Raw genomic sequence first — 24,040 nt, 5'->3', positions numbered from 1 at the left:
TCTTAAACTTAATGAAGGATGTTTTTCAGCTTATCAACCGATGATGCTTAATAATAAAAGATTGTTAATCTAGTTCACCACAATTATGGCTCTTTCTAAACCTGAAGCAAAACAACTATTGGAACGCATGATTTTTGATGACCAAGCGCCGAAAGACTGGGTCGAAGATGTTTGGGGAATTACGCCAATACTAGGAGATAGCGCAGCTAAACTATATGAAGCGTTTGAAGCCCTAATCGAATGCTGTCCTGAAGATAAACTGGATGGTTTGTTGCAGACTTATTTACAAGAGCAAATGGATGTTTAAAATAATTTAGACGTTGCTGATTTGAAATATAAAACCGATAAGTAAACTGTTCGTAGCTATAAGCACGGGGCTTACGCCCCAAGCGCGAAGCGCGCTTGCCCCGAAGGGGCTGTAGCTATAAGCTTTTTAAATTTTATACTCGACAACACAAAATTAAAAATCATACTTAGATTCAGCAACGCCATAATTTAAATTTGATTAATCTAAAAGGCGAAGTTCAAAGCTATAGGGATTGTTGATTTACATTTTCTGGTGCTATGGTTAAAAATAAATTAAGCAATTATCAATCTTTAATTAACGCTTCATTGATTTGAACAAAAATAGTTTATTAACGCCCCTTGAAAAAACCATCACAGTAGATGAAAATTTATCTCAGAATAAGCTAATTAACCATAGTTTGAGTCTGGTAATTTTAGCGATCGCCATTGTTGCCTTAGCTTTTTCGCCAATACTGACTAAACTTAGCGAGCTAGAACTTAGTCCAACAACCATAATTTTTAATCGCCTCTGGATTTCCAGCATAATTGTGAGTTGTTGGCAGCTCATTGGTACTGCTCAATCCGAGCAAACTAACTCAACTAAATTAAATTTTAACTATCAAGAGCCAGGATTACTCCTGCTGGCTAGCTGTTGCGCCACTGCATCTGCCTTATTTTGGGCAATATCTTTTACTCAAACCAGTATTGCCAGTTCAACAGTACTACGAAGTTTAACTCCTTTGTTTATTAGTTTAGGAGCGTGGCTAATCTTAAAACAACGCTTCAATAGCCAATTTATGATCGGCATGATTGTCGCAATAATCGGCGCTATGGTAATTGGTTGGGACGATCTACAGATAGGCGATGATTACCTATTTGGTGATAGTATTGCGCTTCTTTCTGCTGCCTTACATGGAGTAAATATTTTAATTATTGGTTATTTACGCGATCGCGGTTGTACAACCGAGCGGGTATTGCTCTGGCGCTGTATTGGGGGTTCGTTAATAGTTTTACCTGTAATCTGGTTAACAGATACTCAACTGTTGCCAATTTCTCTAGAGGGTTGGTTAACAGTAATTGCCTTGGCGGTAGTTTGTCAGACTTTTGGACAGGGTTTATTAGTGTTTAGCCTCAAACAATTCTCTTCTAGTTTTGTGGGTATTTTTGCCTTATTGAAACCCTTAGTTACCGCCCTCCTAGCCTGGGCTATATTTGCTGAGGGTATTACTATTACTAGTGCGATCGCTTTAGTTTTAATCTTGTTCGGTATTTATTTGGCACAATCGAGTAGTTCTTCTATACAGAAATAACCATAATTGATGAAGCCTTGCAGCCTTAATCTACCTGAGAATGTTTTGATGGTCTAATTTTTGAGCCATATATGCGCGTATATACCTGAGTAAATTCAGCCCCGAATAAGATAATTTGCGCTGAATAGTAGATCCAAGCTAATAAGACAATTAGTGAACCAGCAGCACCATAGGCTGAACCTAAACTACCTTTACTTAGATATACTCCCAGTAAAAACTTACCGAAGAGAAATAGTAAGGCAGTAATTACCGAACCGACAAAAACGTCTTTCCAAGCAATTTTGGCATCAGGAACATATTTAAACATTAAGGCAAAGATAAAAGTCATTAAGCCCAAAGAGACAGCAAAGTCTAAATTTTCCCAGAGAATTGCCCAACCAGGAAGATAGTCTGTCTGATATTTACTTAAAGTAGATACTACTGCACTTAAAATAAGCGACAGAATTAATAATAAGCCGATCGCCAATACCATTAGAAAAGATGAAACTCGCTTGCGAACAAATATCCAAATTCCTTGCCCTGGTTGTGGTTTGACTTTCCATACCGTATTTAAAGCATCTTGTAATTGAGCAAAAAATCCTGAAGCACCAAGTAACAGTACGCCAACACTAATCAAAGAGGCAACTCCTCTAATTTCAGGTTGGCTAATATTATCAAGCGCCATCAAAACGGGTTTAACTCCGTCTTCTCCCACTAAAGCGGTTAGCTGCTCGGTAATTTGATCTTGAGCAGTTTGCTGTCCAAAAAATGTCCCAGCAATGGCGATCGCAATCACCAATAGAGGCGAAATCGAAAAAACTGCGTAATAGGCTAAAGCTGCTGCAATACGAGATGCGTTATCTTCTTGCCACTCCTTGAAGGTTTCTCGGAATAATCTACCAATTTTGCGTAAATTCATTTACCTGTGAAATTTTTGTAGTGGATTTTGATAGTTATTTAATTGATTGATGATCGAGAAAATATTCAGTATAAAGCTGCCCAAAGCAAGATTGTCTGAATCTGAACTTAGTATAATGCGCTTACTAAAAATGCGAAATAAGATACGGTTTAAAACTATGCCCCTGTATAGAATAGGGCAGTTTAAATTAAGACGGAGAGGGTGGGATTCGAACCCACGGTACTTCTCAGTACACTCGATTTCAAGTCGAGCAAGGTTATTTGCAAAAAGCTTTTTGTATAGGGTCTTTTGTTATTTATTTTTTGTACTCTTGTATTTTGGCGTACATTTAGAGTACATTAGTTGAATCTTTTAGTTTATACAGTTCATATGTACGCACCCAGAACACGACAAGGAAAAGCTAATTTATACAAAACTGATAAGAACACTTACGCGGTGAATATACCCGTCAAAATTGCTCAAGGGGTATTTAAGAAAAATAGAAAAAGAATATCTCTTTATTTAAGCGCCGATAGTAACGAAACTATGGCTACAGCACTTCAGCACGTAGACAAGATACAGGCGCTCATAAATGCTGAGGACTGGCAGGGTTTGATTAATTATGAGGCATCCCTCAAGCCCAAAGTTATAGAGGGTAATTTCGGGAAACAATCACTACAAGAGCTGTGGAATGAGTATCTAATTACAAAACAGAGTAGCTGGGAGGCATCCTACATTGAAAATGATGTAAAACAAGCTACCAGGATATTTAACGATTGTCCTAAAATTAGCTTGGATATCGAGGGAGCGAATGTAATGTTTAATCACTTGATGAGCATTACAACACCTAAGCAGACTAAGCGTTACTTGAAGCAAGCATCTGCTTGCTTAACGTGGGGAGTTAGAAGAAAAATAATCAAGGAAAATCCTTACCCAGATATTATCAAAACAATAGCCACCAAGAAAAAGAATGAAGAAGAGACTGATATAAATCCCTTCAGCATTGAAGAAAGAAATCTGATTATTGATGCTCTCCGATCAGGAAAATATGAAAGGTATGAAGGAAGCCACACACGATATGCTGACTACGCAGAGTTTAACTTCTTAACAGGAGCAAGAACGAGTGAAACATTAGGCTTGAATTGGAATCATATTGATTTTGAGAAGAATCAAATTAGATTTCAAGAAGCAAGAGTGTTAGCAACCAATGGTAGAGCGGGGAAAGGAGTTCAAAAAAAAGGTTTGAAGACGCAGGCAAAGAGAGATTTTCCTATGAATGAACGTCTTTCAAGTTTACTTTTAAAAAGGAAGAAGGAAATAAATCCTAGTGACTTGAATACTAATGTATTTAAGAATATAAACCATAATTCATTTAGGACTGGAGCTTACAAGACAGTTTTAGACAAGCTAGGTATTGAGTACAGAAAACCTTATCAAACACGGCATACTTTTATCACGATATTAGCTAATCATTCAGATTTAAAATTACACCAAATAGCAAAAATATGCGGTACTTCAATCAAAGTTATCGAAGAACATTACTTGGCTAAAGCTTCTGGACTAGAAACATTACCGAACCTTTAGATAGTAGCAGGCTATTTAGCTAGGGCTTCTTTCTAAGTTGTGTCACAAGTTGTGACACAACTAGCAGATACGCTTCCTCTTACGTCTTCTGTCTAATCGGCTATTTAACAACGCACTGATACTCACGGAAAACTTAAGTATTCCTGGCTTAAATCAGTGTGCGCCCCTAAAGGTCGATTCTATACTGCGTATCACTTCCCCCTAAAGGCTGAACAGATACTAAAAATAGTCGAAGTGAGAGTTAGTCAAGTACTTGCTCGTAGAGTCGGAGCAAAGCGGAGATACTGGACGAACGAGAACGAAGACGTACAATTTGAGACTGACAGCCTTCAGAGGGATATATGCAACTACTACTACCCTACAGTTATCAGAGTAGATTTGCTCAAGTCAATCATAGTTATTGAAGACATCCCTGGTAGTTGTTTAATAACTTATTAAACAACTCAGAAATACTTGCCTTCAGTTTGAAAAAGCTGAGGACAACGGCTAAACCTATAGGTTTCTATTTCATCGGCAAACATTCCACAGCAATTTAGCTAGTCACTTTTCTAAAGTGTTTAACTACTAGTTAAACAACTCAGGAATACACCCTGTCTGCGTAGGGAAGGGTACGCAACTATAACTCAATCTATCTGGATGTATCTAGCTACATTTCACTTAGACTATCTTTGAAGTTTAGGATACAACAGTACATGATTACTAGTTTAGCTGGTACAGGCAAAAAAAAATCAGCCCCGACCAGCGGAACTAACTCTTTATCCTAAACGTAATGTTAAAACTAAATAACGAAAATAGCAACCAGCAACTTTTAGCTACTCAAAAAAGCGCTAGTAATACCCCGCTATTCCTTCATAATACTCTAACTCTTTCTACTCATAGCTTTAACTCACTTCTACCTTCTCTAGTAGACTCCCAATTATTATTAAAATTATCATTAAAATTATTTTTAATTCATCTAGATTATCTACGAGTTAGTAGTGTTGATTTAACTGATAAATCTTTTTGCTTACTTAGAACTTCCCTATTTTCCAAAACAGACTTTCAAAAAATTAATAAGCCTTGGCATCCTGCCCCAAAGATGCCTAACAGTGGGAAGTATCAGAACAGAATAGTATCTAAAACAGGAGTAGTCTTAGGCTATACCAAAAAGGCTAAATACCACGGTAGTAATACCAGATATAGCTATGACATCATGATTGACTTCACAGGTGCTTATTTTGCTAATTTAAGCCTATTAGAACAGATAGAGTTAGTTTGCTACCTAAACAGCAATTGGGAGCTTAAATGTCATCGTCTAGACGTAGCTATTGATGATTACTCTCGTAAGCTATTCCCAGTAGGTCAGATGATAGCTGCTTTTTTGAGAGGTGATAATTTTGGCTTCCGAGCCATAGATGATAGTTACTTAGACATCATCGATAACTTGCTTGTAGGTACTCTAGGTATCGGTTCAAGACGTTCTAGTCTGTTTATCAGAATCTACACTAAACACAGGCTGTTTGTGAGATATGAAGCTGAATTGAAGCAGGATAAGGCAAGAGACTTATTTAAGCAATTAGCTAATTTGCGATCGCCAAAACATAGTGACGTTCAAATAATCAATGCTACTCACGAGGTATTAGCTCATGCTGCTTTAGATGGGATTGATTTTAGAGACAAGAGCAGTATTAGTTCTCCCAAGAATGCTACTAAGGCAAGAACTATTCAACTACCTTTTTGGCAAGATTTAAGAGACACTATTTTTCTTATTTATCCCTCAAAATCTTAGTCGAAATTACGACTGAGTAAGTAGGTCTTTCTAAGTTGTGTCACAACTTGTGACACAACTAGCAGAGATGCTCTTACTAACTTACTAACTACTACTTTCTTCCTTCTCTACTTTCTTTACTTATTACTTAGTTCCCCCAGGCTACGCCCTACCCGCAAATATTTAACAGTCTTTTATAGGCTGTAACTTAGTCACCTATAGGGTTTAGCTCCCTCCTGTAACTCTGTTACAGGTAGCTTACCATGTTCCCAGATTTCCTGCGAAAAAGCTTTCCTCAGCCAGGAAGATTAGCTTTACTTATAGCAGTACTTTTTCAGTACAAGCTAGTTATTTTGCATTTTAGAGCTAGATCGAGGTCAAATTTGCACTTTTAGAATCTGAGTGATTCTAAAAAGCCTAGTAAGCTACCTAGTCAAATATCATCTCAGCTTTACTTTAAATCGAATTTTAGACCAGTATTTTGATAAGAATGTGTTTAGATACCTGAGAGCTAAAAACTGGAAATTAGCTCAACTTATCATTTTACTCTAATAGAAGCATTCCCCTGACTTGTTTAATAACTTATTAAACAACTACCAGATACCTACCTACTAACTTACTTACCCTGTTTGCTTTACTACTTTAAAATGAGACTATGTACTCCGAGTACATTGAGAGTACATAACCTCTGAAACAACGGAGAGGGTGGGATTCGAACCCACGTTCTCTTTCAAGAAACTCGATTTCAAGTCGAGCGCGTTCGACCACTCTGCCACCTCTCCTAATTTATGGCTTAATCATCATAGCAGAGAATAATCCTTGCTGAATACTGAAATATAACTGAGCTTCAGCAGCAATAATTTTCTACTATGTCAAGATGTCAGAAATTGCTGATCAATTGTAGATCGACAAAAAAAGGCTTAGCCATGCTAAACCCTAATTGTAGTTAATCATCAAGATCTGATCTTCATCAATCTTTAATTAAAGATGTAAATATTTAGCTTCCGCTTCTAGCTGTTTGACTAATTGCTCATTTCCCTTAGCCCGAGCTGCTTCTAGCCGTATATTTAAACTGCGAAGCATACTTTCACGATGACTAGTATAGGCTTTTTTTAAAATCTCTTGACGATTATTGTTCATGGTGGACTTTATAATTCTATAAATAATGTATGTGAAACGAATATATAAGATAACATTTCCACTATGAAAAGAAATGCTTATGAGCAAAACTTCATAAAATCTTAATAGAATAGAGTTGGCTGAGAAAACTTGATCACACTACAGTTAATTAACCCTAAATAAATCTATGATTGCTCTTTTAGATCGAGAACCCCAAACTTACCAAGGACAATTTGGTGAATACACAATTACTAAACGCGATCGCTTAGAAGTGATTATTTATCGTGGGGGATTAGTCATGGCAGCAGCCAGTTTTGCGATCGCCAGTAACCTCTTTTTTGCTCAGGGAACAGCTGCTTTATCAGCGATTACTCCTTTGTTTGCGGTTTTTTCAATCGGTTTAGGAGTAAGCCTATATTTCATCCATATTTATTTAAAACCGTTACATTTGGCTTTACAAGTTTTTTGGCTTATCGGTACAGTGGCTACTATAGCGATCGCCGTATCTCATCATGAACCATTAGCACTATATATCTACGATCATCCGCTGACCTTATTTGGTACAGGCTTTACCTTTGCTGCTTTAACAGGAATTTATTTTAAAGAGGCTTTTTGTTTTAATCGCTTAGAAACTAAAATTTTGACTGCGATCGTGCCTTTACTATTATTAGGCCATATGACAAGAATTCTGCCCATAGAAATGGAACAAGCCTTACTAGGAGCTTGGTCAATCGGCTTTAGCATCTTTGCCGTGAGAAAAATGACGCAAGAAATTGATCCTGATATTGGTGACAAGTCTGTCTTTGCCTATTTAAAAGAGCAAGAAAAGCGCCCAACTGAAAGTAATTAAAAGCAACTAAGAAAAGTTGGGCATGATGCTAATTGTTAAGATGAACAGCTAAAGTAAAAGTGACATATTTCATCTTGATTTTATTTTTGTATATTACTCTGGGTTATTTAAATAATTCAAACTCTTATTCAATTTCATGCCAACAAAATTAATTAAAACTGGACTGATAGCCTTAACTTGGATAGGTGCAGCAACCTTAACTATTTCTTGTTCTCCCAACTCCAACCAAAGCCAAGCTTCAAATACTCAAGTTACCGAAACTAGTAACAAGCAAGAAATCAAGCAGACTGGAGACATGATGGAGAATGGTCATGAGTCTCACGACATGTCAATGGATTTAGGGCCTGCCGATGCAGACTACGATTTACGATTTATTGATGGGATGCTTATGCACCATCAGGGTGCTGTCAATATGGCTGAAGATGCTTTAAGTAAATCTCAACGTCCTGAAATAAAAAAACTAGCTCAAGATATTATTGCTGCTCAAAATCGCGAGATTAGTCAAATGAAAGAGTGGCGGACAGCTTGGTATCCTAAAGCAGATAGTACGCCGATGGCTTATCACTCCCAGATGGGTCATACGATGGCAATGACCGATGAACAAAAGCAAGCCATGATGATGAGCATGGATTTAGGGACTGGTGATGCTGAGTTTGATTTACGCTTTATTAACGCTATGGTTCCCCATCACGAAGGTGCATTAGTTATGGCTGAAGATGCTTTAAGTAAATCTCAACGTCCTGAAGTCAAAAAACTAGCTCAAGATATTTTGACCTCTCAACAACAAGAAATCGAGCAAATGAATCAATGGCGTAAAGATTGGTCTAAGCAATAGATCAAATTGTTCTTTTTTCATTTTTCATTAAAACTATTGATTTTTCGTTTTTCTGCGTAACATCAGTTCAGTAAGTAACCTAATGCGCTAGCTTGTAGCGATCGCCAGATATATTCATCTTCATCTTGCGCGATCGCTTTTTGGTCGAGATTAAGAGTTTATAGTGCCTACAATTATAGCGATTGCATATTGAAAGATTGACCAAACTGCAATGTTAGTTAGCGATCGCCTTAAAGTAGGTCTTTTGGATGCGACCTTTGCAAACCTGACCATTCTAAGATAGCAATGATAAAATTGGAGCAAATATTTCAGTAACTAAGGTATTATTGAATCAATATTTTAACAGTTTCATTGGCTTAGTTAAACTTTAAGGTAGTGCATCAGAAAAATGTGGCAATGATATGATAATGTCACTGTTTACTATCCCTCTAATAGACCGCTACATTATTAAACAATTAATTAAACCTTGGATAATTAGTTTATGTTTATGCTCTATTTTAGGTGAATTAGTTGGTATTTCTTTTGAACAAATTCAGTTTATTACAGAGAGAAATTTTCCGACCCAAGCTGCATTTCAAGTTCACTTACTAAAATTTCCTGCTTTTATTTCTCTCGGCTTGCCATTTTCGCTATTAATGGCAACTATGATAACTTATGGCAAGCTATCAGAAAACAACGAAATTATTGCTTTAAAGTGTTCTGGTGTAAGATTAATACGTTTAGTAGTTCCTGCTTTAATTTTTAGTTTAATAATAACTATTTTAATGTTTTTCTTGAATGGATTAATAGTTCCATCTACAAATTATCAGGCAGCTATGATTATTGAAAATGAATTTAAAATTGAGCGTGATAATCTGCAAAAATATCACCAGAAAAATATTATCTATCAAGATTTTTCTTTTACCAATCAGTCTCAGCTATTAACATATTTAATTATTGCCGATCGCTTTGACGGGCAAAAGCTTTATGGAATTACGGCACTGAAGTATCAAAAACAGCATTTACATAAAATCATCTTGGCAAGCTCTGCTGTTTGGGATAAACAATTAAAATTATGGATTTTTGTTGATGGTAAGCAGCAAATTATTGCTCCCCATGACAGTCATTCCCAACTTAGTTATTTTAGGCAGCTTGCTCTACCCATAGATCATAATCTTTTAGATTATGTGCAAAATTATCGAGATAATCGAGAAATGAGTTTACTAGAGCTATATCGTTGGTTAAATGTTCTGCGAGGAAGCAACGATCTGCAAAAGATACGCCAGCTACAAATCAATATTCAAGAAAGATATACATTACCTTTTTCTTGTATCGTATTTACGTTACTAGGAGGAATTTTAGGCTGTAATCACTCTAACAAAATTAACAAAATATCTTTAGTTATAGTTATTATAATAAGCTATCAAGCAATTCAATTTATCGCTACTAGTTTGTGTATCACGGGCTTAATTCCGATCGAGCTGGGCATTTGGTTTCCTAACATGATTGGTTTAAGTTTATCAGGTATATTTTTGAATAATAAGTAATGAGTTTTTTACCTACTACCCATATGCGAAGCGGTATGCTAAAGCATTTGCGGAGCTTATCCTTTAGGACTAGCTGCGCGTCGTCCTTTAGGACTACCCACTACCTCCTACCTAATCTAAACCCATCAATTAATACTTGACAGACTAATATCATAGGTTTAGTTAAATTTGAGCGACATGTTAAAAGATATTACTAATTAGGTTTCGGTTTTAGCGATCGTATTGCATAATGGTATACGGCGCTATGGATAGAGTTTTAAATCGCTGAATAAAACATCAAGCGCTACATATAGTACCATTTATCAAGAGCTGCAACTTGACTTCTACAATGAAATTATCGTCTGTCGAACAAGCAGAACAAGCAAGAAATCTTCTGCTGAGCGAATTACAAGAACATCAAATCCCGATTAGTTTGCAAACAATAGAACTGAAAAGCGCCGATAACCAGCTATCTCATCGCAGTTTGAAAGAAGCAGCATGGCGGTTAGTGGAAGAGGGAAAAGCTCAATTTAATTCGACCTGGGATTTGGAAATTTTATAAAATTTTATAATTCTTCTGGGAAATAAGGCTAAATAACGACTTAAGACGTACTATCTAGATGAGAGTATGTCTTTTTTAGTGCCAATTTATTGTTAATCCCATCTTATTCTAATCTTACAATCTTAATAGACGATCGCTTATTACTATGTTGCAAAGACAGCAGAGACAACATAATCCCTTTGGTAGTCAAGGAGATAAACCAGGAGATAATCGTCAATCTTTTCAGATAGATCGCGATCGCATTCTTTATTCTTCTGCTTTTCGTCGTTTGGCGCAAATTACGCAAGTTTTAACGGCGCAAGAAGGGCATGTCTTTCATAACCGTTTAACTCACTCTTTAAAAGTGGCTCAGGTGGCTCGTAGATTAGCTGAAAAATTGCTAGCAGAACAGCCAAAGGTAGCGGAGGCGATTGGTGGAGTTAATCCAGATGTAGTTGAGGCTGCTGCTTTGGCTCATGATTTGGGTCATCCTCCCTTTGGTCATATTGCTGAGGAAGAGTTAGATACTTGCGCTAGAAAAGCTGGTTTAACCGATGGTTTTGAAGGAAACGCCCAATCTTTTCGGATTTTAACCAGACTGGCAATTCATCGGCTCGATTATTATGGTTTAAATCTGACCCGAGCTACCCTAAATGCAGTTTTAAAATATCCGTGGTTGCGATCGCCTGATACTGCTTCTAAAAGACATCGCAAGTATTGTATTTACGATTTAGACTGTGAGGCATTTAGCTTTGTCCGCGAGAAATCAGATGATCGGCAATCGATTGAAGCCAGTATTATGGATTTTGCTGATGATATTACTTATAGCGTTCACGATCTCGAAGATTTTTACCTGGCTGGTTTGATTCCCCTAGAGCTATTAGCCACAGATTGGGATGAACTAGACCGCTTTATTACCGAGTGGCTCAGGGTATCACCTCGTAATCGAGTAGCCAGAGTAGTTCAAGCTAACCCCCATCGCTTCCAAAACTTTCTCAATGCTACCTATAACCTCAAGGGGCAATATCCCCCAGGCTCTTTTGAACAAAAAGCTCAGATCAAACGCATTAGCTCACAACTAATTCAAAACTATGTGCAGTCGGTGCAGTTAACTACTGAGTATGGCGATCGCGGTCATCTTAAATACAATCGTAATCGGGAAGAAGAGCTAAAGTTTCTTCAGCGGATTGTCTGGTCTTATGTGATTTCTAATCCCCGTTTAGCCACTCAACGATACGGACAAAAGAGAATTATCAAAACCCTATTTGAAATCTATCTGCAAGCAATTAGCGATCGCGACTTGAGCTTTATTCCTGCTCGTTTTGTGCGGGAATTTCTGGAAATTGAAGCTAACTTAGGTAATTCTCCAGAATTAAACCGAGAACAAACTCGCATGGCAGTAGATATCGTAGCAGGATTAAGCGAAGCAGAAGCCGTAATTCAATATCGTCGCTTGACAGGTATTAGTCAAGGATTGTTTTTAGATAGTTGGAATTGAAAGAAGTTTTCTCAATCATTAAATTATTTGCCACAATTAGGTATTTTTACTGAAGAAGCTGATAGTATTCCTGTAGCTAAAACTAGAGCATTTAGGCAATTTTAAGAGCTACTAGACAGAAAACACCTATCAATAATGTCTGATGGATTAATTACGGCACAAAATATCTTAAATCAAGCTGTGCCAGAAGTGAGGAAGCAACTGAGTCAGTTTATCTCCAATGATAACTTTGACCAGCAGATTACTCTGGCTTTTGACCAACATTCAGATGAGATCGTTGTTCCTTTGGCTGGTGCAGAAATCTCAGATTTATCTACTTTCCAACCAAGTAATGATGCTAGAAATATTATTAACCAATGGTTAGGTCAAGAGAATATCTTCCCAGGGATTGAAATTGTTTCTAGCACTGCGATCGATGGCGCACAAGGAGCTTATGCAGAAAAAACCAATCAGATCTATTTATCCCAAGAATTTTTAATTGAGAATCAACACGATCCTGATGCAGTAGAAAGTGTGCTGCTAGAAGAATTAGGACATAGTTTTTCGGCTCAAATAAATTCTCAAGATGTACCAGGAGATGAAGGAGCAATTTTTAGTCACTTAGTCAGACAAGAAGCGATTGCTCCAGAAATTTTAGCTGCATTAAAAGCTGAAGATGATACTGTTACGGTTAATCTCAATGGCGAAAGTATTCAAATTGAACAGGCTAGAGAGGGAGTTAATCCTGCTTTCGATCTGATTGGACTAACGGATTTACGCAACGATCCTGATTTTAAAAATATCGATGGTACTGGAGCCGATGTGGTGGTCATTGATACTGGTTTAGATGCTACTCACCCGCTACTAGATGATAATTACAAATTAGGTTATGATTTCGTCAATGAAGATGCCAATCCCAATGATTTAAACAATCATGGTACTCACGTTGCTGGGACTATTGGGGCAGAGAATGAAAATATTGGCGTCGCTCCCGATGTCGGTTTAATTGGACTTAAGATAGCAGAAGATCGCGAGTTAAATGAGCAGGCGATCGCTGATGCCCTTCAACAGGTACTTGATGAAGTAACCGATCCTAATACCCAAACCAACATCGTCGCTGTCAATTTGTCTTTAGGTGGCGGTTTTTATACTCAGCCAAATCAACCGAATTCCCCAGTTGACCAGGAAAGTCGTCGTCTAATCGCAGACTTGGAGGCAGCAGGCGTTGTTGTTGTCGCAGCAGCAGGTAATAGCTATGAAGGCAAGCGAGATAGTAACGGTGATATTTTCGATGCTTCAGGTAACGTAATTATACCTAATCAACTACCAAACCTATCCTCGCCTGCAATCTATAGCACAATTTCTGTCGGTGCAGTGTGGCAGGATAATGTAGCTCCTGATAGCATTGGCAATTCACAAGTTCCAGGCAAGGATCGCATTGCGGCATTTAGTCAACGTCTAGATTCAGACAACTTTCTGTTTGCTCCTGGCGCAGCAATTGAAAGTACGATACCAGAGATTGACGGAGAACTTTTTGCTAAGGAATACGGTACGAGTCAAGCGTCACCTCATGTTGCGGGATCGGTTGCTCTATTGCAAGAAATTGCTGCTGATTATGATGTTAGGCTAACCCCCGAACAGGTAAAAGACTATCTAATCGATCATGCCGATATCATTAACGATGGTGATGATGAAATAGATTTAGTTGATAATACTAATCTTGACTATCCGCGAATTAATATTTATCAATCGGCGATCGCTTTAAAAGAAGATCTAGATAATTTCGTTGATGCCGATGCTGCTTCAATTGAGCTGAATTCCCTTTCCCAAGACTCAATTTCTGATGGCGATCGCGAAGTCTCGGCTGACAAAACTTTAGCAAGTATTGGTGAAGATGATACCGGTCATATTCTTGGTGCGAGCGATCTAAGGGAGCTCAAACTTTATCGTTTTGTCGCGCCTGAAGATCAAACCATTAAAATTCAGGTTGATGCTAGTCAAGAGTCTAATACTGCTCTAGGTTTACGCTTGTTTGACGCTGACGGTCAAGCGATCGCCTCTAATGACGGTGAAAACTCCCTAATTCAAGGTAGTTTGCTAGAAGTGGCAGTGGAAGCAGGTACAGAATATTATATTGAAGTTAATAGCATTGACATTAATGACTCTAGTACCGAAGCAAAAGATTATGATTCTTTAACTGGACAGTTAACTACACCAGAAAGCCAAGAAAACTACACCTTGACAATCGACGCTCTGCCTCAGTCTCCTCAGACTAATAATAGTACAGCAGATTACCTTAGTAATAATTTAGATTCTAGTTTGCCAATCTATCCGATTACTCAATCCGATTTAGAAGAATCTTCTGAGATAGCCTCCACAGAAGAGCAAGACGAGCTAATCGCTTATTCTCCTGAGGTTAATTTTGCTCAAGTGGGCGTTACTGATTAATTATTAGCTGAACTTACTGCGCTTTTCAAATGAGTAGACCACAACAATAAAATTTAAAGAAGCTAAGAGCTAAAAGCTAAAGGCTAAAAGCTACGAACTAACTCATTTAAAACGTAGTCTATTCAAATGAAAATGGCTGTAAGCTAACTAAAGTTTTTGTACTAATCCTACTAATTGATTAAACGATTGAGTTATGGTCATCGACTGCTCAGAAATTCGCTCAGCGATACTTGCCACTTCTTGTACAGAGTCCTTGGCGAATGCTGAACTTTGCGTTTGATTTTCTACTGATTTAGCAATGTTATCGATCAGAATATTCATCTTGTGATTCAAAACAGCAAACCGTTCTAGCTTTTGACGGACTGCTTTAAATTCTCCGACTCCACTAATTAGCTGTTGTGTTCCTGAATCAAGCGCAATTGTTTTTTCTTTCACTTCGAGTTTAATATTGACAAACAGGTATTCTACTTGAGCCGTAGCTTCAAATAGCTGCTGCATCAAAGAAAACATAGTATCAGACGAATCAATAATCGAGTTTTGACTGCTTTGTTCAATCTGACTACGATTTATCGATCTGGTGATGCTCATCGACTGTTGAACTAATTGCTTGCTCACATCTTTGATCGTATGAACTGTCTCAGTCAGCTTTTGGCAATAATAGTTAATATTATCAAATCCAACCGCAACATTTTGTACTGTGTGTTGCATATTGGTAATACTATCAACAGCACGATCTAAACTCTCTTGAGTACCCTTTACTGCTAGGTCATTTTGCTGTTCTTGGAATTTGATCTGTTGAACGTTTAAAGCTATTCCACTGAATGAATCGGCAACCTTTTGAATTTGGTGTAGAACATTAATCGTAGTTTCAGATTGGCGCATAGCTTCTTGGGAGAGAGTTTGATAAGCGTCTCCATTATTTGCTAGCATTTCAACCACTTGATGCTTGAGGCTTTCTGTTTGCTGATGTTGCTGATGGGATAAGCGATCGCTTGTATTGTTAGATTCTTCTAGCTGTTCTAAAAGTTTGGCGTTATCGAGAGCAAAACCAACTTGAGTCGCAATCTGGGTTACCCAGCGAATCTCAGGCTGTTGCCATTCACGGAAGTCAGAACATTGATGAGCAACCAGCAATCCAAATAGTTCACCTTCGCTAATGATAGGCGTAACTAGATTGGCTTTCACCTCTAGTTTTTCTAGCTGATCGATGTAGCATTGGGTCATTCCTGCTTCATAAATATTACTCCAAGCGCGAACTCTACCGTTGCGATACTTGTCGAGATATCTGGTTTCAAAGCAAGGATCTTTGATTACTTTGCCTTTGGCTCTAGTCCAACCAGAAGCGACTGATTCGGCAATAATCAGACCATGATGATCCGAGTTCATACCGTAGACTACCACGCGATCGCATTCTAATATTCTCCGTATCTCTCGAACGCTAGTATTGAGAATATCCCCTGTTTTCAGGGAGAGCCGAATATTTTGGGTAGCATCGGTAAAGTAATCTGTCCACTTGCTCTCATCTTCTACCTGCTGTTGTAATTGTTTAGCATTAACTAGTAGTTCGGCGTTATCGAGAGCAAAACCAACTTGAGTCGCAATCTGGGTTACCCAGCGAATTTCAGGCTGTTGCCAGTCGCGGAAGTCAGAACATTGGTGAGCAACCAATAAACCAAATAGTTCACCTTCGCTCACAATTGGCGTAACTAGATTAGCTTTAACCTGTAGCTTTTCTAGCTGGTCGATGTAACATTGGGTCATTCCTGCTTCATAAATATTACTCCAAGCGCGAACTCTACCATTGCGATATTTGTCTCGATAAGTTGGTTCAAAACAGGGATCGTCTATTTCCTTGTTTAAAGCTCTTGTCCAACCAGGCGCAACGGATTCAGCGATTACCGAGCCATAGCGAAAATTTTCGTTAAGACTATATACAACTACGCGATCGCATTCTAAAACCCTGCGTACTTCTTCGACACTAATTTCTAGGATATCTTCTTGGTGCAGAGATTCGCGAATGTAACGAACAGCATCGGTGAAATACTTGGTGAGTTTAGCTTCATTTTCTAGCTGATGTTGTAGCTGTTTAGCATCAGCTAATAGTTTAGCGTTATCGAGGGCAAACCCAGCCTGAGTAGCAATTTGGGCTACCCAACGAATTTCAGGCTGTTGCCAATCACGAAAGTCAGAACATTGGTGCGCTACCAACAAGCCAAACAGTTTTCCTTCGCTAAGGATTGGCGTAACTAAATTAGCTTTAACTTCTAGAGCTTCTAGTTGCTCGATATAACATGTAGTCAAGCCAGACTCATAAATATTTTTCCACGCTCTAACTCTACCGTTGAGATATTTTTCGCGATAAGTCGGTTCAAAACAGGGGTCGTCTATTTCCTGATTCAAAGCTTTTATCCAGCCAGGGGCAACGGATTCGGCGATTACTGTGCCATAGCGAAAATTCTGGTTGAGACTGTAAACAACAACGCGATCGCATTCTAAAACTCTACGTACTTCTTTAACGCTGGCTTTTAAGATCTCTTCTTGGCTGAGAGACTGACGAATATACTGAATCGCATCAGTCAAAAGATCATTCCATTGGCTTTCATTTACCGCTAATCGTTCCTGTTCTTTGGACTCTGTTTGGGCAAATACTTTGGTATATTCAAGCATAAGACCTACTTGAGTAGCAATTTCGGTGATCCAGTTAATTTCTTGTTGTTGCCAATTGCGAGTTTCAGAACACTGGTGAGCAATTAATAGGCCAAATAATTTGTCTTCACTAACAATTGGTGCAACTAAGTTAGCTTTGACTTCCAGTTCTTCTAACTGTTCGAGGTAACAAGGAGTTACATTTGCATTCTGAATGTCATCTAAAGCACGAACTCTACCATGACGATATTCCTCTATGTATCTAACGGCTAAACAAGGATCGTCAATCATTCTTCCCTGAGCTTTAGTCCATTGTGCAGCAACAGATTCGGCTATTACTATGCCGCGATTATTTTCGTCTAGACTATAAACCAGCACGCGATCGCAATTTAGCAGATTTCGTACTTCATGGACTGTCGTCTTGAGGATATCTTCTTGTCCCAACTCCGCAGCTATTTTATCATTAACATCGGCAAGCGAATTATTAATATTCTCTTGAATCCCAGTGCTTTGTATCGGTTTAATCTTCCCATTTCCGTTCTCATTTACATTTTTTGCTCGATCCATTGTTTGAGAATTTCCTTCCTGTTGAGTCTCTATTGCCTGTTTGGTAAAATTGACTTTTGACTTCTCAGCTTTGAGAATACTTGCCAGAGCATAGCCCGTTATGTTAGCTTTCTCTGTCAAAAGAGCGACTGCTTGAGAATGCCAGGGTTGAAGTCTAGAACATTGATGAGCAACTAAAAATGCTAATAACTTATTGTCAACAGAAATTGGAGCGATCGCCAGACTTTTGATCTTTAACTTTTTTAAATCTTCTAATTGATTTTGAGCTATATTTGCGTTGTCTATATTATCTATAGCCACAGCCTGACCATAGCAATACGTTTCTAAATAATCACCTCCTAAAAAAGGATCTATAATTGTCTGTCCCAAAATCCCAGCATATACAGAGTCAACAGATTCTGCTATCACTTCTGATCGAGGTAATTCACTTGCATCATAGATTATGACGCGATCGCACTTAAGGTTTTTTCTAGTTGTTTCGACAGTAACTTTGAAAAGTTCTTCAAGATTTTGATGGTTGTTTTGTTCTATATTAGGAGATTGAATCATTGATCATTTTGATAGATAGCTTCCGCAACCTTGAAAAAACTAAGATTTATTATTTTAAAAAAATTATTAAACTATTCCAGATAATTTTTAGTATCGTACTGCTCAGATCAAATTGATTAAATGAATTTTATCTTGCTTGCTCTCTAAATCTAAGTTTTGAGATTGACTTTATTTCTTGATCTTTTTGTTCTTAAACTCATACTTTTAATCCTAATCATTTGTACCTTGTGCGATCCGACAAAACAATGTTGGCAAAATCTCTTCCGTAAAATTACTTAAAACTCTATTGTATACAAATTAACACAAACTCCTCAAAATTTCTTTTGTCTACATTGATTTATTTATTGTTAGTTACAAGCAAAAGTTAGTTATTCTATACCTTGCGTGACAGGTTATTCTGCCATGTAACCAAGAAAAAAATTAGACAAATCTTTAGTCGTCATTTTCACGTAGTATGAAAAAAGAATCAATATATTACTTACTCTTCAATTAATGTTATGGGTAATCTGCGTGAGAGAAGCTATGAAAAGTTGACTTTAATTACTGTAGGTATGGCAGCTTTGATTGCTTTGGCATGGTCAATCGGATTAATTGGCAGAGGAATTGGGCAATTATCCCAATCCAGCCTAGAAATTACGGAAAATAGCCAAAATATTCCTGATTTTGCTCGCGTACCAAATGTCGCAACTGGGGTTTTTAACTATGGTGGTAGCACTGCTTGGGCTTCTCTACGTTTAGCAGTAGATTCAGTTATTCAGTCAGAGCGACCAGAAATACAGTTACGCTATATACAACCAAAAAATCAACCGCCAGGCTCTAGACCAGCGATCGCAATGCTACTCAAGGGTCAGTTAGCTTTTGTACAGTCTTCTTATTCTCTAAGTCCAGAAGAATATGCATTAGCCAAACAACAAGGTTTAAAGCTTAAACAAGTACCAGTAGCTGTGGACAGTCTTGCTGTAGCTGTTCACCCTAAACTCAATGTCCCTGGTTTGACTAAGAGTCAACTCCAAGCAATTTACACGGGGAAAATTTCTAATTGGCGAGAGGTAGGTGGTCTAGATTTACCAATTACTGTTTATTCTCGTCCTCCTAGCACGGGAGATCTAGTTGATATTTTTAAGCTGAAAATTCTGCAAAATCAACAGTTTGCTCTAAACGTAGAATTTGTCCCCACAACAACTGAAGCTCTTCGTCAACTAGCCAGTCATCCTGGGGGGATTTACTATGATTCCACCGCAGCAATTATTTCCCAATGTTCAATTAAACTATTGCCTCTAGGGCGGGCAAAAGATGACTTAGTAGCTCCTTATCAACAGCCTCTTGTACCTGCTTCTGATTGTCCCAAACGTCGTAATAAATCAAATTTTCAAGCACTGCGTACTGCCCAATATCCTTTAACTCACTATCTATATGTGACATTTGTGGAAAATAGAGCTGATTCACAAATCGGTCAAGCTTATGCCAATTTCCTGCTAACACCTCAAGGTCAAAAGCTAATCACTAAAGCAGGTTTTATACCTTTAGATTAGTAATATTGCTACACTACCAAGTCTGATTAATGATTATGATTTTAAGACTTATCCTGTTCTGATAGCTCTCTGGTAAATGCAGCAAGCTTCTGGAAAGACTCGGTGACGAATAAAGATTGCTGGGAAATCTGACTGGATAAATTAGTAATCTCGCCGATAAATTGATTCATTAAGATTAAACTCGGTGCTGATTGAGAGCTTTCAGTAAATTGTCCTGTAATGAAATCTAGCTCAGGATTATATATGTTTGGTGGGTTTAAAGTTATCTCACTCACTTCAACGTTAATTTCTCCCATTGGTAACTGAGCTGGTTTTGTTGGTTTGACTGGGTAATCCATCTTTTCTTTGAGATCGTCGATCGGGTTAACCATTTGGTGCGACTGATTGAGCATCTCGATTTTATCTGTGGTTGGGGCGATCGCTTTTCTGGCAACGTTAATATTATCTTCATTAATAATTGCGTTAGTCTTTTGGCTCATTTCTGAGATTTGATTGATAAAATCGCCCGTCGCTGATGATTGACGGCTAATTTTAGTCTGAAGACTTTGTAATGCAGCCTGATTTTCTTTTAGTAGTTCTGATATCTTGTGGTTGAGATTCTGTTGTTCTAGCTGCTGTCGATCGTCCTGATTTCTTTGGATATCTTGGGCTAGATCCAATTCGTCTCTTAACTTAACTCGATCTAGAGCAAATCCCAATTGCAGAGCTAGTTGAGCAAATAAATCTATTTCTGACTGTAACCACCAGCGGGGTTTTTCACATTGATGTCCAATTAGTAAACCAAATAATCGATCGCCCTGCAAAATTGGTACTACCAGACTAGCCTTTACTGCTAGTGATTCTAGTTGTTCTAAGTGACAGTCTGTTAAATTAGCCTGATGAATATTCGCGATTGCGAAGCTAGCCGTCCTAAAGGATACCGCTTCGCATAAAGGCATCGCTTTGATTCTACCTTGACGATATTTTTCGCCATATTCTTTGGCAAAACAGGGGTCTTTAATCTGAGAATTTAATCCTCTAGGATAACCAGGAACAACTGATTCTGCTACGATATTTCCGTTCCAACTAGCATCAAACTGATAGACCATAGCGCGATCGAGCTTGATTACTTTACGAGCTTGTTCAACTGAGATTTTCAAAAGTTGGGATGTGTTGAGTTCTTCACTAATACCAAGACTAAAATTGTTTAATAGTTGCGTTGGCAAACCATCATGTTTTAATTTTTTTAGGAGTGTGGCATTATCTAAAGCAAAACCAACTTGAGTGGCAATCTGTGTCACCCAGCGGATTTCGTAGTCCTGCCAGTTACGAGGCTCACTACACTGATGAGCTACCAGTAAACCAAATAGCTTGCCTTCATTGAGGATCGGCGTAACTAGATTCGCCTTGACTTCTAAAGTTTCTAGCTGTGCGATGTAGCATTGAGTCATTCCCGCTTCGTAGATGTTATTGATGGCTCTAACTCTACCATCGCGGTATTTATCGAGATATTTGGCTGCAAAACAAGGATCCTCAATAGTTTTATTTAATGCCCTAGGATATCCAGGGGCTACTGATTCGGCTACAACCACACCATATCGAGCTTGATTGAGACTATAAACTACCACGCGATCGCACATCATGACTCGACGTACTTCTTCGACAGTAATTTCTAGGATATCTTCTTGCTTAATCGATTGACGGATATATTGAATCGCATCGGTAAAGTAGTTAGTCCATTTTCGTTCTCTTTCTGCTTGAGCCTGCATGGTAGTAGATTCGGCCAATACTTGGGCATTATCTAAAGCAAAACCAACTTGAGTGGCAATTTGTGTCACCCAACGGATTTCGTAGTCCTGCCAGTTACGAGATTCACTACACTGATGAGCTACCAGTAAGCCAAATAGCTTGCCTTCATTGAGGATCGGCGTAACTAGATTTGCCTTGACTTCTAACGTTTCTAGCTGTTCGAGATAGCATTGAGTCATTCCCGCTTCGTAGATGTTATTGATGGCTCTGACTCTGCCATCGCGGTATTTATCGAGATATCTGGCTGCAAAACAAGGATCGTCAATAGTTTTGTTTAATGCTCTGGAATAGCCAGCAGCTACTGATTCGGCTACAACCACACCATATCGAGCTTGATTGAGACTATAAACTACCACGCGATCGCACATCATCACTCGACGTACTTCTTCGACAGTAATTTCTAGGATATCTTCTTGCTTAATCGATTGACGGATATATTGAATCGCATCGGTAAAATAGTTAGTCCATTTTCGTTCTCTTTCTGCTTGAGCCTGAATGGTAGTAGACTCGGCTAATACTTGGGCATTATCTAAAGCAAAACCAACTTGAGTGGCAATTTGTGTCACCCAGCGGATTTCGTAGTCCTGCCAGTTACGAGGCTCACTACACTGATGCGCTACCAGTAAACCAAATAGCTTGCCTTCATTGAGGATCGGCGTAACTAGATTTGCCTTGACTTCTAACGTTTCTAGCTGTTCGAGATAGCATTGAGTCATTCCCGCTTCGTAGATGTTATTGATGGCTCTGACTCTGCCATCGCGGTATTTATCGAGATATCTGGCTGCAAAACAAGGATCGTCAATAGTTTTGTTTAATGCTCTGGAATAGCCAGCAGCTACTGATTCGGCTACAACCACACCATATCGAGCTTGATTGAGACTATAAACTACCACGCGATCGCACATCATCACTCGACGTACTTCTTCGACAGTAATTTCTAGGATATCTTCTTGCTTAATCGATTGACGGATATATTGAATCGCATCGGTAAAATAGTTAGTCCATTGCCTCTCCGTTTCTGCTTGAGTTTGCAGACGAACCAGATTATCTAGTAACTGAGCGTTTTTCAGAGCTAAACCTGCTTTTTTAGCTAGCTGGTGTAAAAAATCAATTTCTCCTGTTTGCCACTCTCGTGATGTTTCACATTGATGGGCTACCAATAAGCCAAATAAATTTCCCTCATTAACTATAGGCGTGACCAGATTAGCCTTAACCTCCATGGCTTCTAGCTGCTCTTTATGACAAGGAGTCATTTCAACTTTACTAATATCATTAATTGCCCGTACTCTGCCATCACGGTACTGATCGAGATATCTAGCTTCAAAACAAGGATCTTCGATGGTCATATCCAGCCATTGAGTATAGCCAAGAGCAACTGATTCTGCGACTATCACGCCGTATCGATCTTGATTAAGGCTATAAACGACAACGCGATCGCAATTTAGATAGGTGCGTGCTTCTTCTACAATGGCTTTGAGAACATCTGGCTGTGAAACTGAGTGGCTTAAATTATGAATAAACTCTTTATCTACCTCGGTTTCCGTAGCTTCTGTGCTTTCTTCTCTAGATCTTTTAGATACCGCATCTAGCAGCCGTTTTGTCCCCAAAGTAGCCACAGTGCCAGCTAGCAAAGCTGTTGTTCCAGTAGCAATTAATAAACCTGCCAGTAGTTTTTGTTGTCGTGCTAACTCTGTTTCAGCTAAGCCATTATTATTGGTTCGTTTTGAGAGGATTGTTTGTTTGTTAACAGCTTGACTACCAAAATAGTAAGTTGCTGTCCCTATTGCTAGGATAGGCAACATCACCGCACTACCTACTAAAATAGCTGCTGTTCTAGCTTTGATGATTTGAAAAATTGACTTGTCTTGACTGTTGTATAGAGATTTTGTCTCAACCTTGATTAATTCGCCCCCTTCTTTGTTAACCTTTTCTGGATGAGAATCAGTTTGCTTCAATTCTTGTCCTGAAATAACTGCTTGAGGAGTTGCTATTACTGTAGGATTGTTCTGTTCATTATTCGCTAAAATAGGATTCTGGAAAGTATCACTTGCAATTAACTCAGAACTAAATCGATCTTTGCCGTTATTAATTTTATTTTTAGACATTTTAACCATTATTAATCTATTTAAAAATTCGATAAATTCTTGCTTAAGTTATTATTGAGAGCCGAATATTCGCAAATTAAGCAAAACTCAAGCAAACAAATTACTTTCGATCAAAGTGATCCAAGCTAATGAAAAATATAAAAACCCTTACATAATTTTATTTAGCTTACAATATTACCAGTATTTACGTATTTACGCGGAGACAGGCGTTGCCAAATAAATTGTTGATCGAGCAGGAATTATGTGAGGAGTTTTTCAAAGCTAAGAGCTAAAAG

Annotated in this window: 15 protein-coding genes and 1 tRNA gene; 11 read left to right on the top strand and 5 right to left on the bottom strand. The window is 38.3% G+C overall.

Translation table 11 applies throughout. The annotated features are described in order from the left end of the window. Positions 1 to 85: 85 nt before the first annotated feature. Together KME09_06330 and KME09_06325 are read left to right on the top strand one after the other, a co-directional pair. A complete protein-coding gene (locus KME09_06330) occupies positions 86 to 307 on the top strand; it encodes a hypothetical protein (protein MBW4533538.1) in 222 nt (73 codons plus the stop codon). 304 nt (positions 308 to 611) lie between these two features. After that, entirely contained in the window at positions 612 to 1,595 is a 984-nt protein-coding gene (locus KME09_06325; GenBank protein MBW4533537.1) for a DMT family transporter, read from the top strand. A gap of 25 nt (positions 1,596 to 1,620) precedes the next feature. Here KME09_06325 and KME09_06320 read toward each other — a convergent pair whose 3' ends face one another. After that, on the bottom strand, positions 1,621 to 2,493 hold the full coding sequence (locus KME09_06320) for a YihY/virulence factor BrkB family protein (protein ID MBW4533536.1): 873 nt from the start codon (positions 2,491 to 2,493) through the stop codon (positions 1,621 to 1,623). A gap of 435 nt (positions 2,494 to 2,928) precedes the next feature. On the opposite strand from KME09_06320, the gene KME09_06315 reads away from it, so the two are divergent. Then, positions 2,929 to 4,056: a site-specific integrase gene (locus KME09_06315; GenBank protein MBW4533535.1), complete on the top strand. Its 1,128-nt coding sequence runs from the start codon at positions 2,929 to 2,931 to the stop codon at positions 4,054 to 4,056. 769 nt (positions 4,057 to 4,825) lie between these two features. Continuing rightward, positions 4,826 to 5,824 (top strand): replication initiation factor domain-containing protein, encoded by a 999-nt coding sequence (locus tag KME09_06310; protein MBW4533534.1) that lies wholly within the window; start codon positions 4,826 to 4,828, stop codon positions 5,822 to 5,824. Positions 5,825 to 6,500: 676 nt separating this feature from the next. Here KME09_06310 and KME09_06305 read toward each other — a convergent pair. Continuing rightward, a tRNA-Ser gene (locus tag KME09_06305) sits at positions 6,501 to 6,585 on the bottom strand. A 199-nt stretch (positions 6,586 to 6,784) separates the two neighbouring features. Further along, the gene (locus KME09_06300) at positions 6,785 to 6,943 is read right to left on the bottom strand and encodes a hypothetical protein (GenBank protein MBW4533533.1); all 159 of its coding nucleotides are present in this window, start codon (positions 6,941 to 6,943) and stop codon (positions 6,785 to 6,787) included. Between the two features lie 166 nt (positions 6,944 to 7,109). Here KME09_06300 and KME09_06295 point away from each other — a divergent pair, with 166 nt between their 5' ends. From KME09_06295 to KME09_06270, 6 genes are all read left to right on the top strand, one after another. After that, the gene (locus KME09_06295; GenBank protein MBW4533532.1) at positions 7,110 to 7,772 is read left to right on the top strand and encodes a DUF2301 domain-containing membrane protein; all 663 of its coding nucleotides are present in this window, start codon (positions 7,110 to 7,112) and stop codon (positions 7,770 to 7,772) included. A gap of 136 nt (positions 7,773 to 7,908) precedes the next feature. Continuing rightward, positions 7,909 to 8,607, top strand: coding sequence for a DUF305 domain-containing protein (locus KME09_06290; protein ID MBW4533531.1), 699 nt, complete (start codon positions 7,909 to 7,911; stop codon positions 8,605 to 8,607). A gap of 407 nt (positions 8,608 to 9,014) precedes the next feature. After that, positions 9,015 to 10,133 carry an LptF/LptG family permease gene (locus KME09_06285; GenBank protein ID MBW4533530.1) on the top strand — a complete coding sequence of 373 codons (1,119 nt, stop codon included), beginning with the start codon at positions 9,015 to 9,017 and terminating at the stop codon, positions 10,131 to 10,133. A gap of 328 nt (positions 10,134 to 10,461) precedes the next feature. Next, complete coding sequence (locus KME09_06280; GenBank protein MBW4533529.1) at positions 10,462 to 10,674, top strand: hypothetical protein; 213 nt, start codon at positions 10,462 to 10,464, stop codon at positions 10,672 to 10,674. Between the two features lie 145 nt (positions 10,675 to 10,819). Next, positions 10,820 to 12,151 (top strand): dNTP triphosphohydrolase, encoded by a 1,332-nt coding sequence (gene dgt / locus KME09_06275; GenBank protein ID MBW4533528.1) that lies wholly within the window; start codon positions 10,820 to 10,822, stop codon positions 12,149 to 12,151. Between the two features lie 135 nt (positions 12,152 to 12,286). Next, positions 12,287 to 14,578, top strand: coding sequence for a S8 family serine peptidase (locus KME09_06270; GenBank protein ID MBW4533527.1), 2,292 nt, complete (start codon positions 12,287 to 12,289; stop codon positions 14,576 to 14,578). Between the two features lie 147 nt (positions 14,579 to 14,725). Here KME09_06270 and KME09_06265 read toward each other — a convergent pair whose 3' ends face one another. Continuing rightward, positions 14,726 to 18,340 carry a GAF domain-containing protein gene (locus tag KME09_06265; GenBank protein MBW4533526.1) on the bottom strand — a complete coding sequence of 1,205 codons (3,615 nt, stop codon included), beginning with the start codon at positions 18,338 to 18,340 and terminating at the stop codon, positions 14,726 to 14,728. A gap of 497 nt (positions 18,341 to 18,837) precedes the next feature. Here KME09_06265 and KME09_06260 point away from each other — a divergent pair, with 497 nt between their 5' ends. Next, the gene (locus KME09_06260; protein ID MBW4533525.1) at positions 18,838 to 19,872 is read left to right on the top strand and encodes a substrate-binding domain-containing protein; all 1,035 of its coding nucleotides are present in this window, start codon (positions 18,838 to 18,840) and stop codon (positions 19,870 to 19,872) included. Positions 19,873 to 19,913: 41 nt separating this feature from the next. Here the strand turns inward: KME09_06260 and KME09_06255 are convergent, their stop codons facing one another. After that, positions 19,914 to 23,774: a GAF domain-containing protein gene (locus tag KME09_06255; protein MBW4533524.1), complete on the bottom strand. Its 3,861-nt coding sequence runs from the start codon at positions 23,772 to 23,774 to the stop codon at positions 19,914 to 19,916. Between the last annotated feature and the right edge of the window lie 266 nt (positions 23,775 to 24,040).

Source organism: Pleurocapsa minor HA4230-MV1 (genome assembly GCA_019359095.1).
Taxonomy (GTDB): domain Bacteria; phylum Cyanobacteriota; class Cyanobacteriia; order Cyanobacteriales; family Xenococcaceae; genus Waterburya; species Waterburya minor.
Note: the sequence above shows the minus strand (reverse complement) of the source record. Positions and strands in the feature narration are given on the sequence as shown.

What these genes read in the sequence shown, in the direction of transcription:
- KME09_06295 (MBW4533532.1), top strand. Translation starts at nt 7,110, where the DNA reads ATGATTGCTCTTTTAGATCGAGAACCCCAAACTTACCAAGGACAATTT.
- KME09_06255 (MBW4533524.1), bottom strand. Translation starts at nt 23,774, where the DNA reads ATGGTTAAAATGTCTAAAAATAAAATTAATAACGGCAAAGATCGATTT.
- KME09_06330 (MBW4533538.1), top strand. Translation starts at nt 86, where the DNA reads ATGGCTCTTTCTAAACCTGAAGCAAAACAACTATTGGAACGCATGATT.
- KME09_06270 (MBW4533527.1), top strand. Translation starts at nt 12,287, where the DNA reads ATGTCTGATGGATTAATTACGGCACAAAATATCTTAAATCAAGCTGTG.
- KME09_06290 (MBW4533531.1), top strand. Translation starts at nt 7,909, where the DNA reads ATGCCAACAAAATTAATTAAAACTGGACTGATAGCCTTAACTTGGATA.
- KME09_06260 (MBW4533525.1), top strand. Translation starts at nt 18,838, where the DNA reads ATGGGTAATCTGCGTGAGAGAAGCTATGAAAAGTTGACTTTAATTACT.
- KME09_06310 (MBW4533534.1), top strand. Translation starts at nt 4,826, where the DNA reads ATGTTAAAACTAAATAACGAAAATAGCAACCAGCAACTTTTAGCTACT.
- KME09_06300 (MBW4533533.1), bottom strand. Translation starts at nt 6,943, where the DNA reads ATGAACAATAATCGTCAAGAGATTTTAAAAAAAGCCTATACTAGTCAT.
- KME09_06320 (MBW4533536.1), bottom strand. Translation starts at nt 2,493, where the DNA reads ATGAATTTACGCAAAATTGGTAGATTATTCCGAGAAACCTTCAAGGAG.
- KME09_06280 (MBW4533529.1), top strand. Translation starts at nt 10,462, where the DNA reads ATGAAATTATCGTCTGTCGAACAAGCAGAACAAGCAAGAAATCTTCTG.
- dgt (MBW4533528.1), top strand. Translation starts at nt 10,820, where the DNA reads ATGTTGCAAAGACAGCAGAGACAACATAATCCCTTTGGTAGTCAAGGA.
- KME09_06285 (MBW4533530.1), top strand. Translation starts at nt 9,015, where the DNA reads ATGTCACTGTTTACTATCCCTCTAATAGACCGCTACATTATTAAACAA.
- KME09_06265 (MBW4533526.1), bottom strand. Translation starts at nt 18,340, where the DNA reads ATGATTCAATCTCCTAATATAGAACAAAACAACCATCAAAATCTTGAA.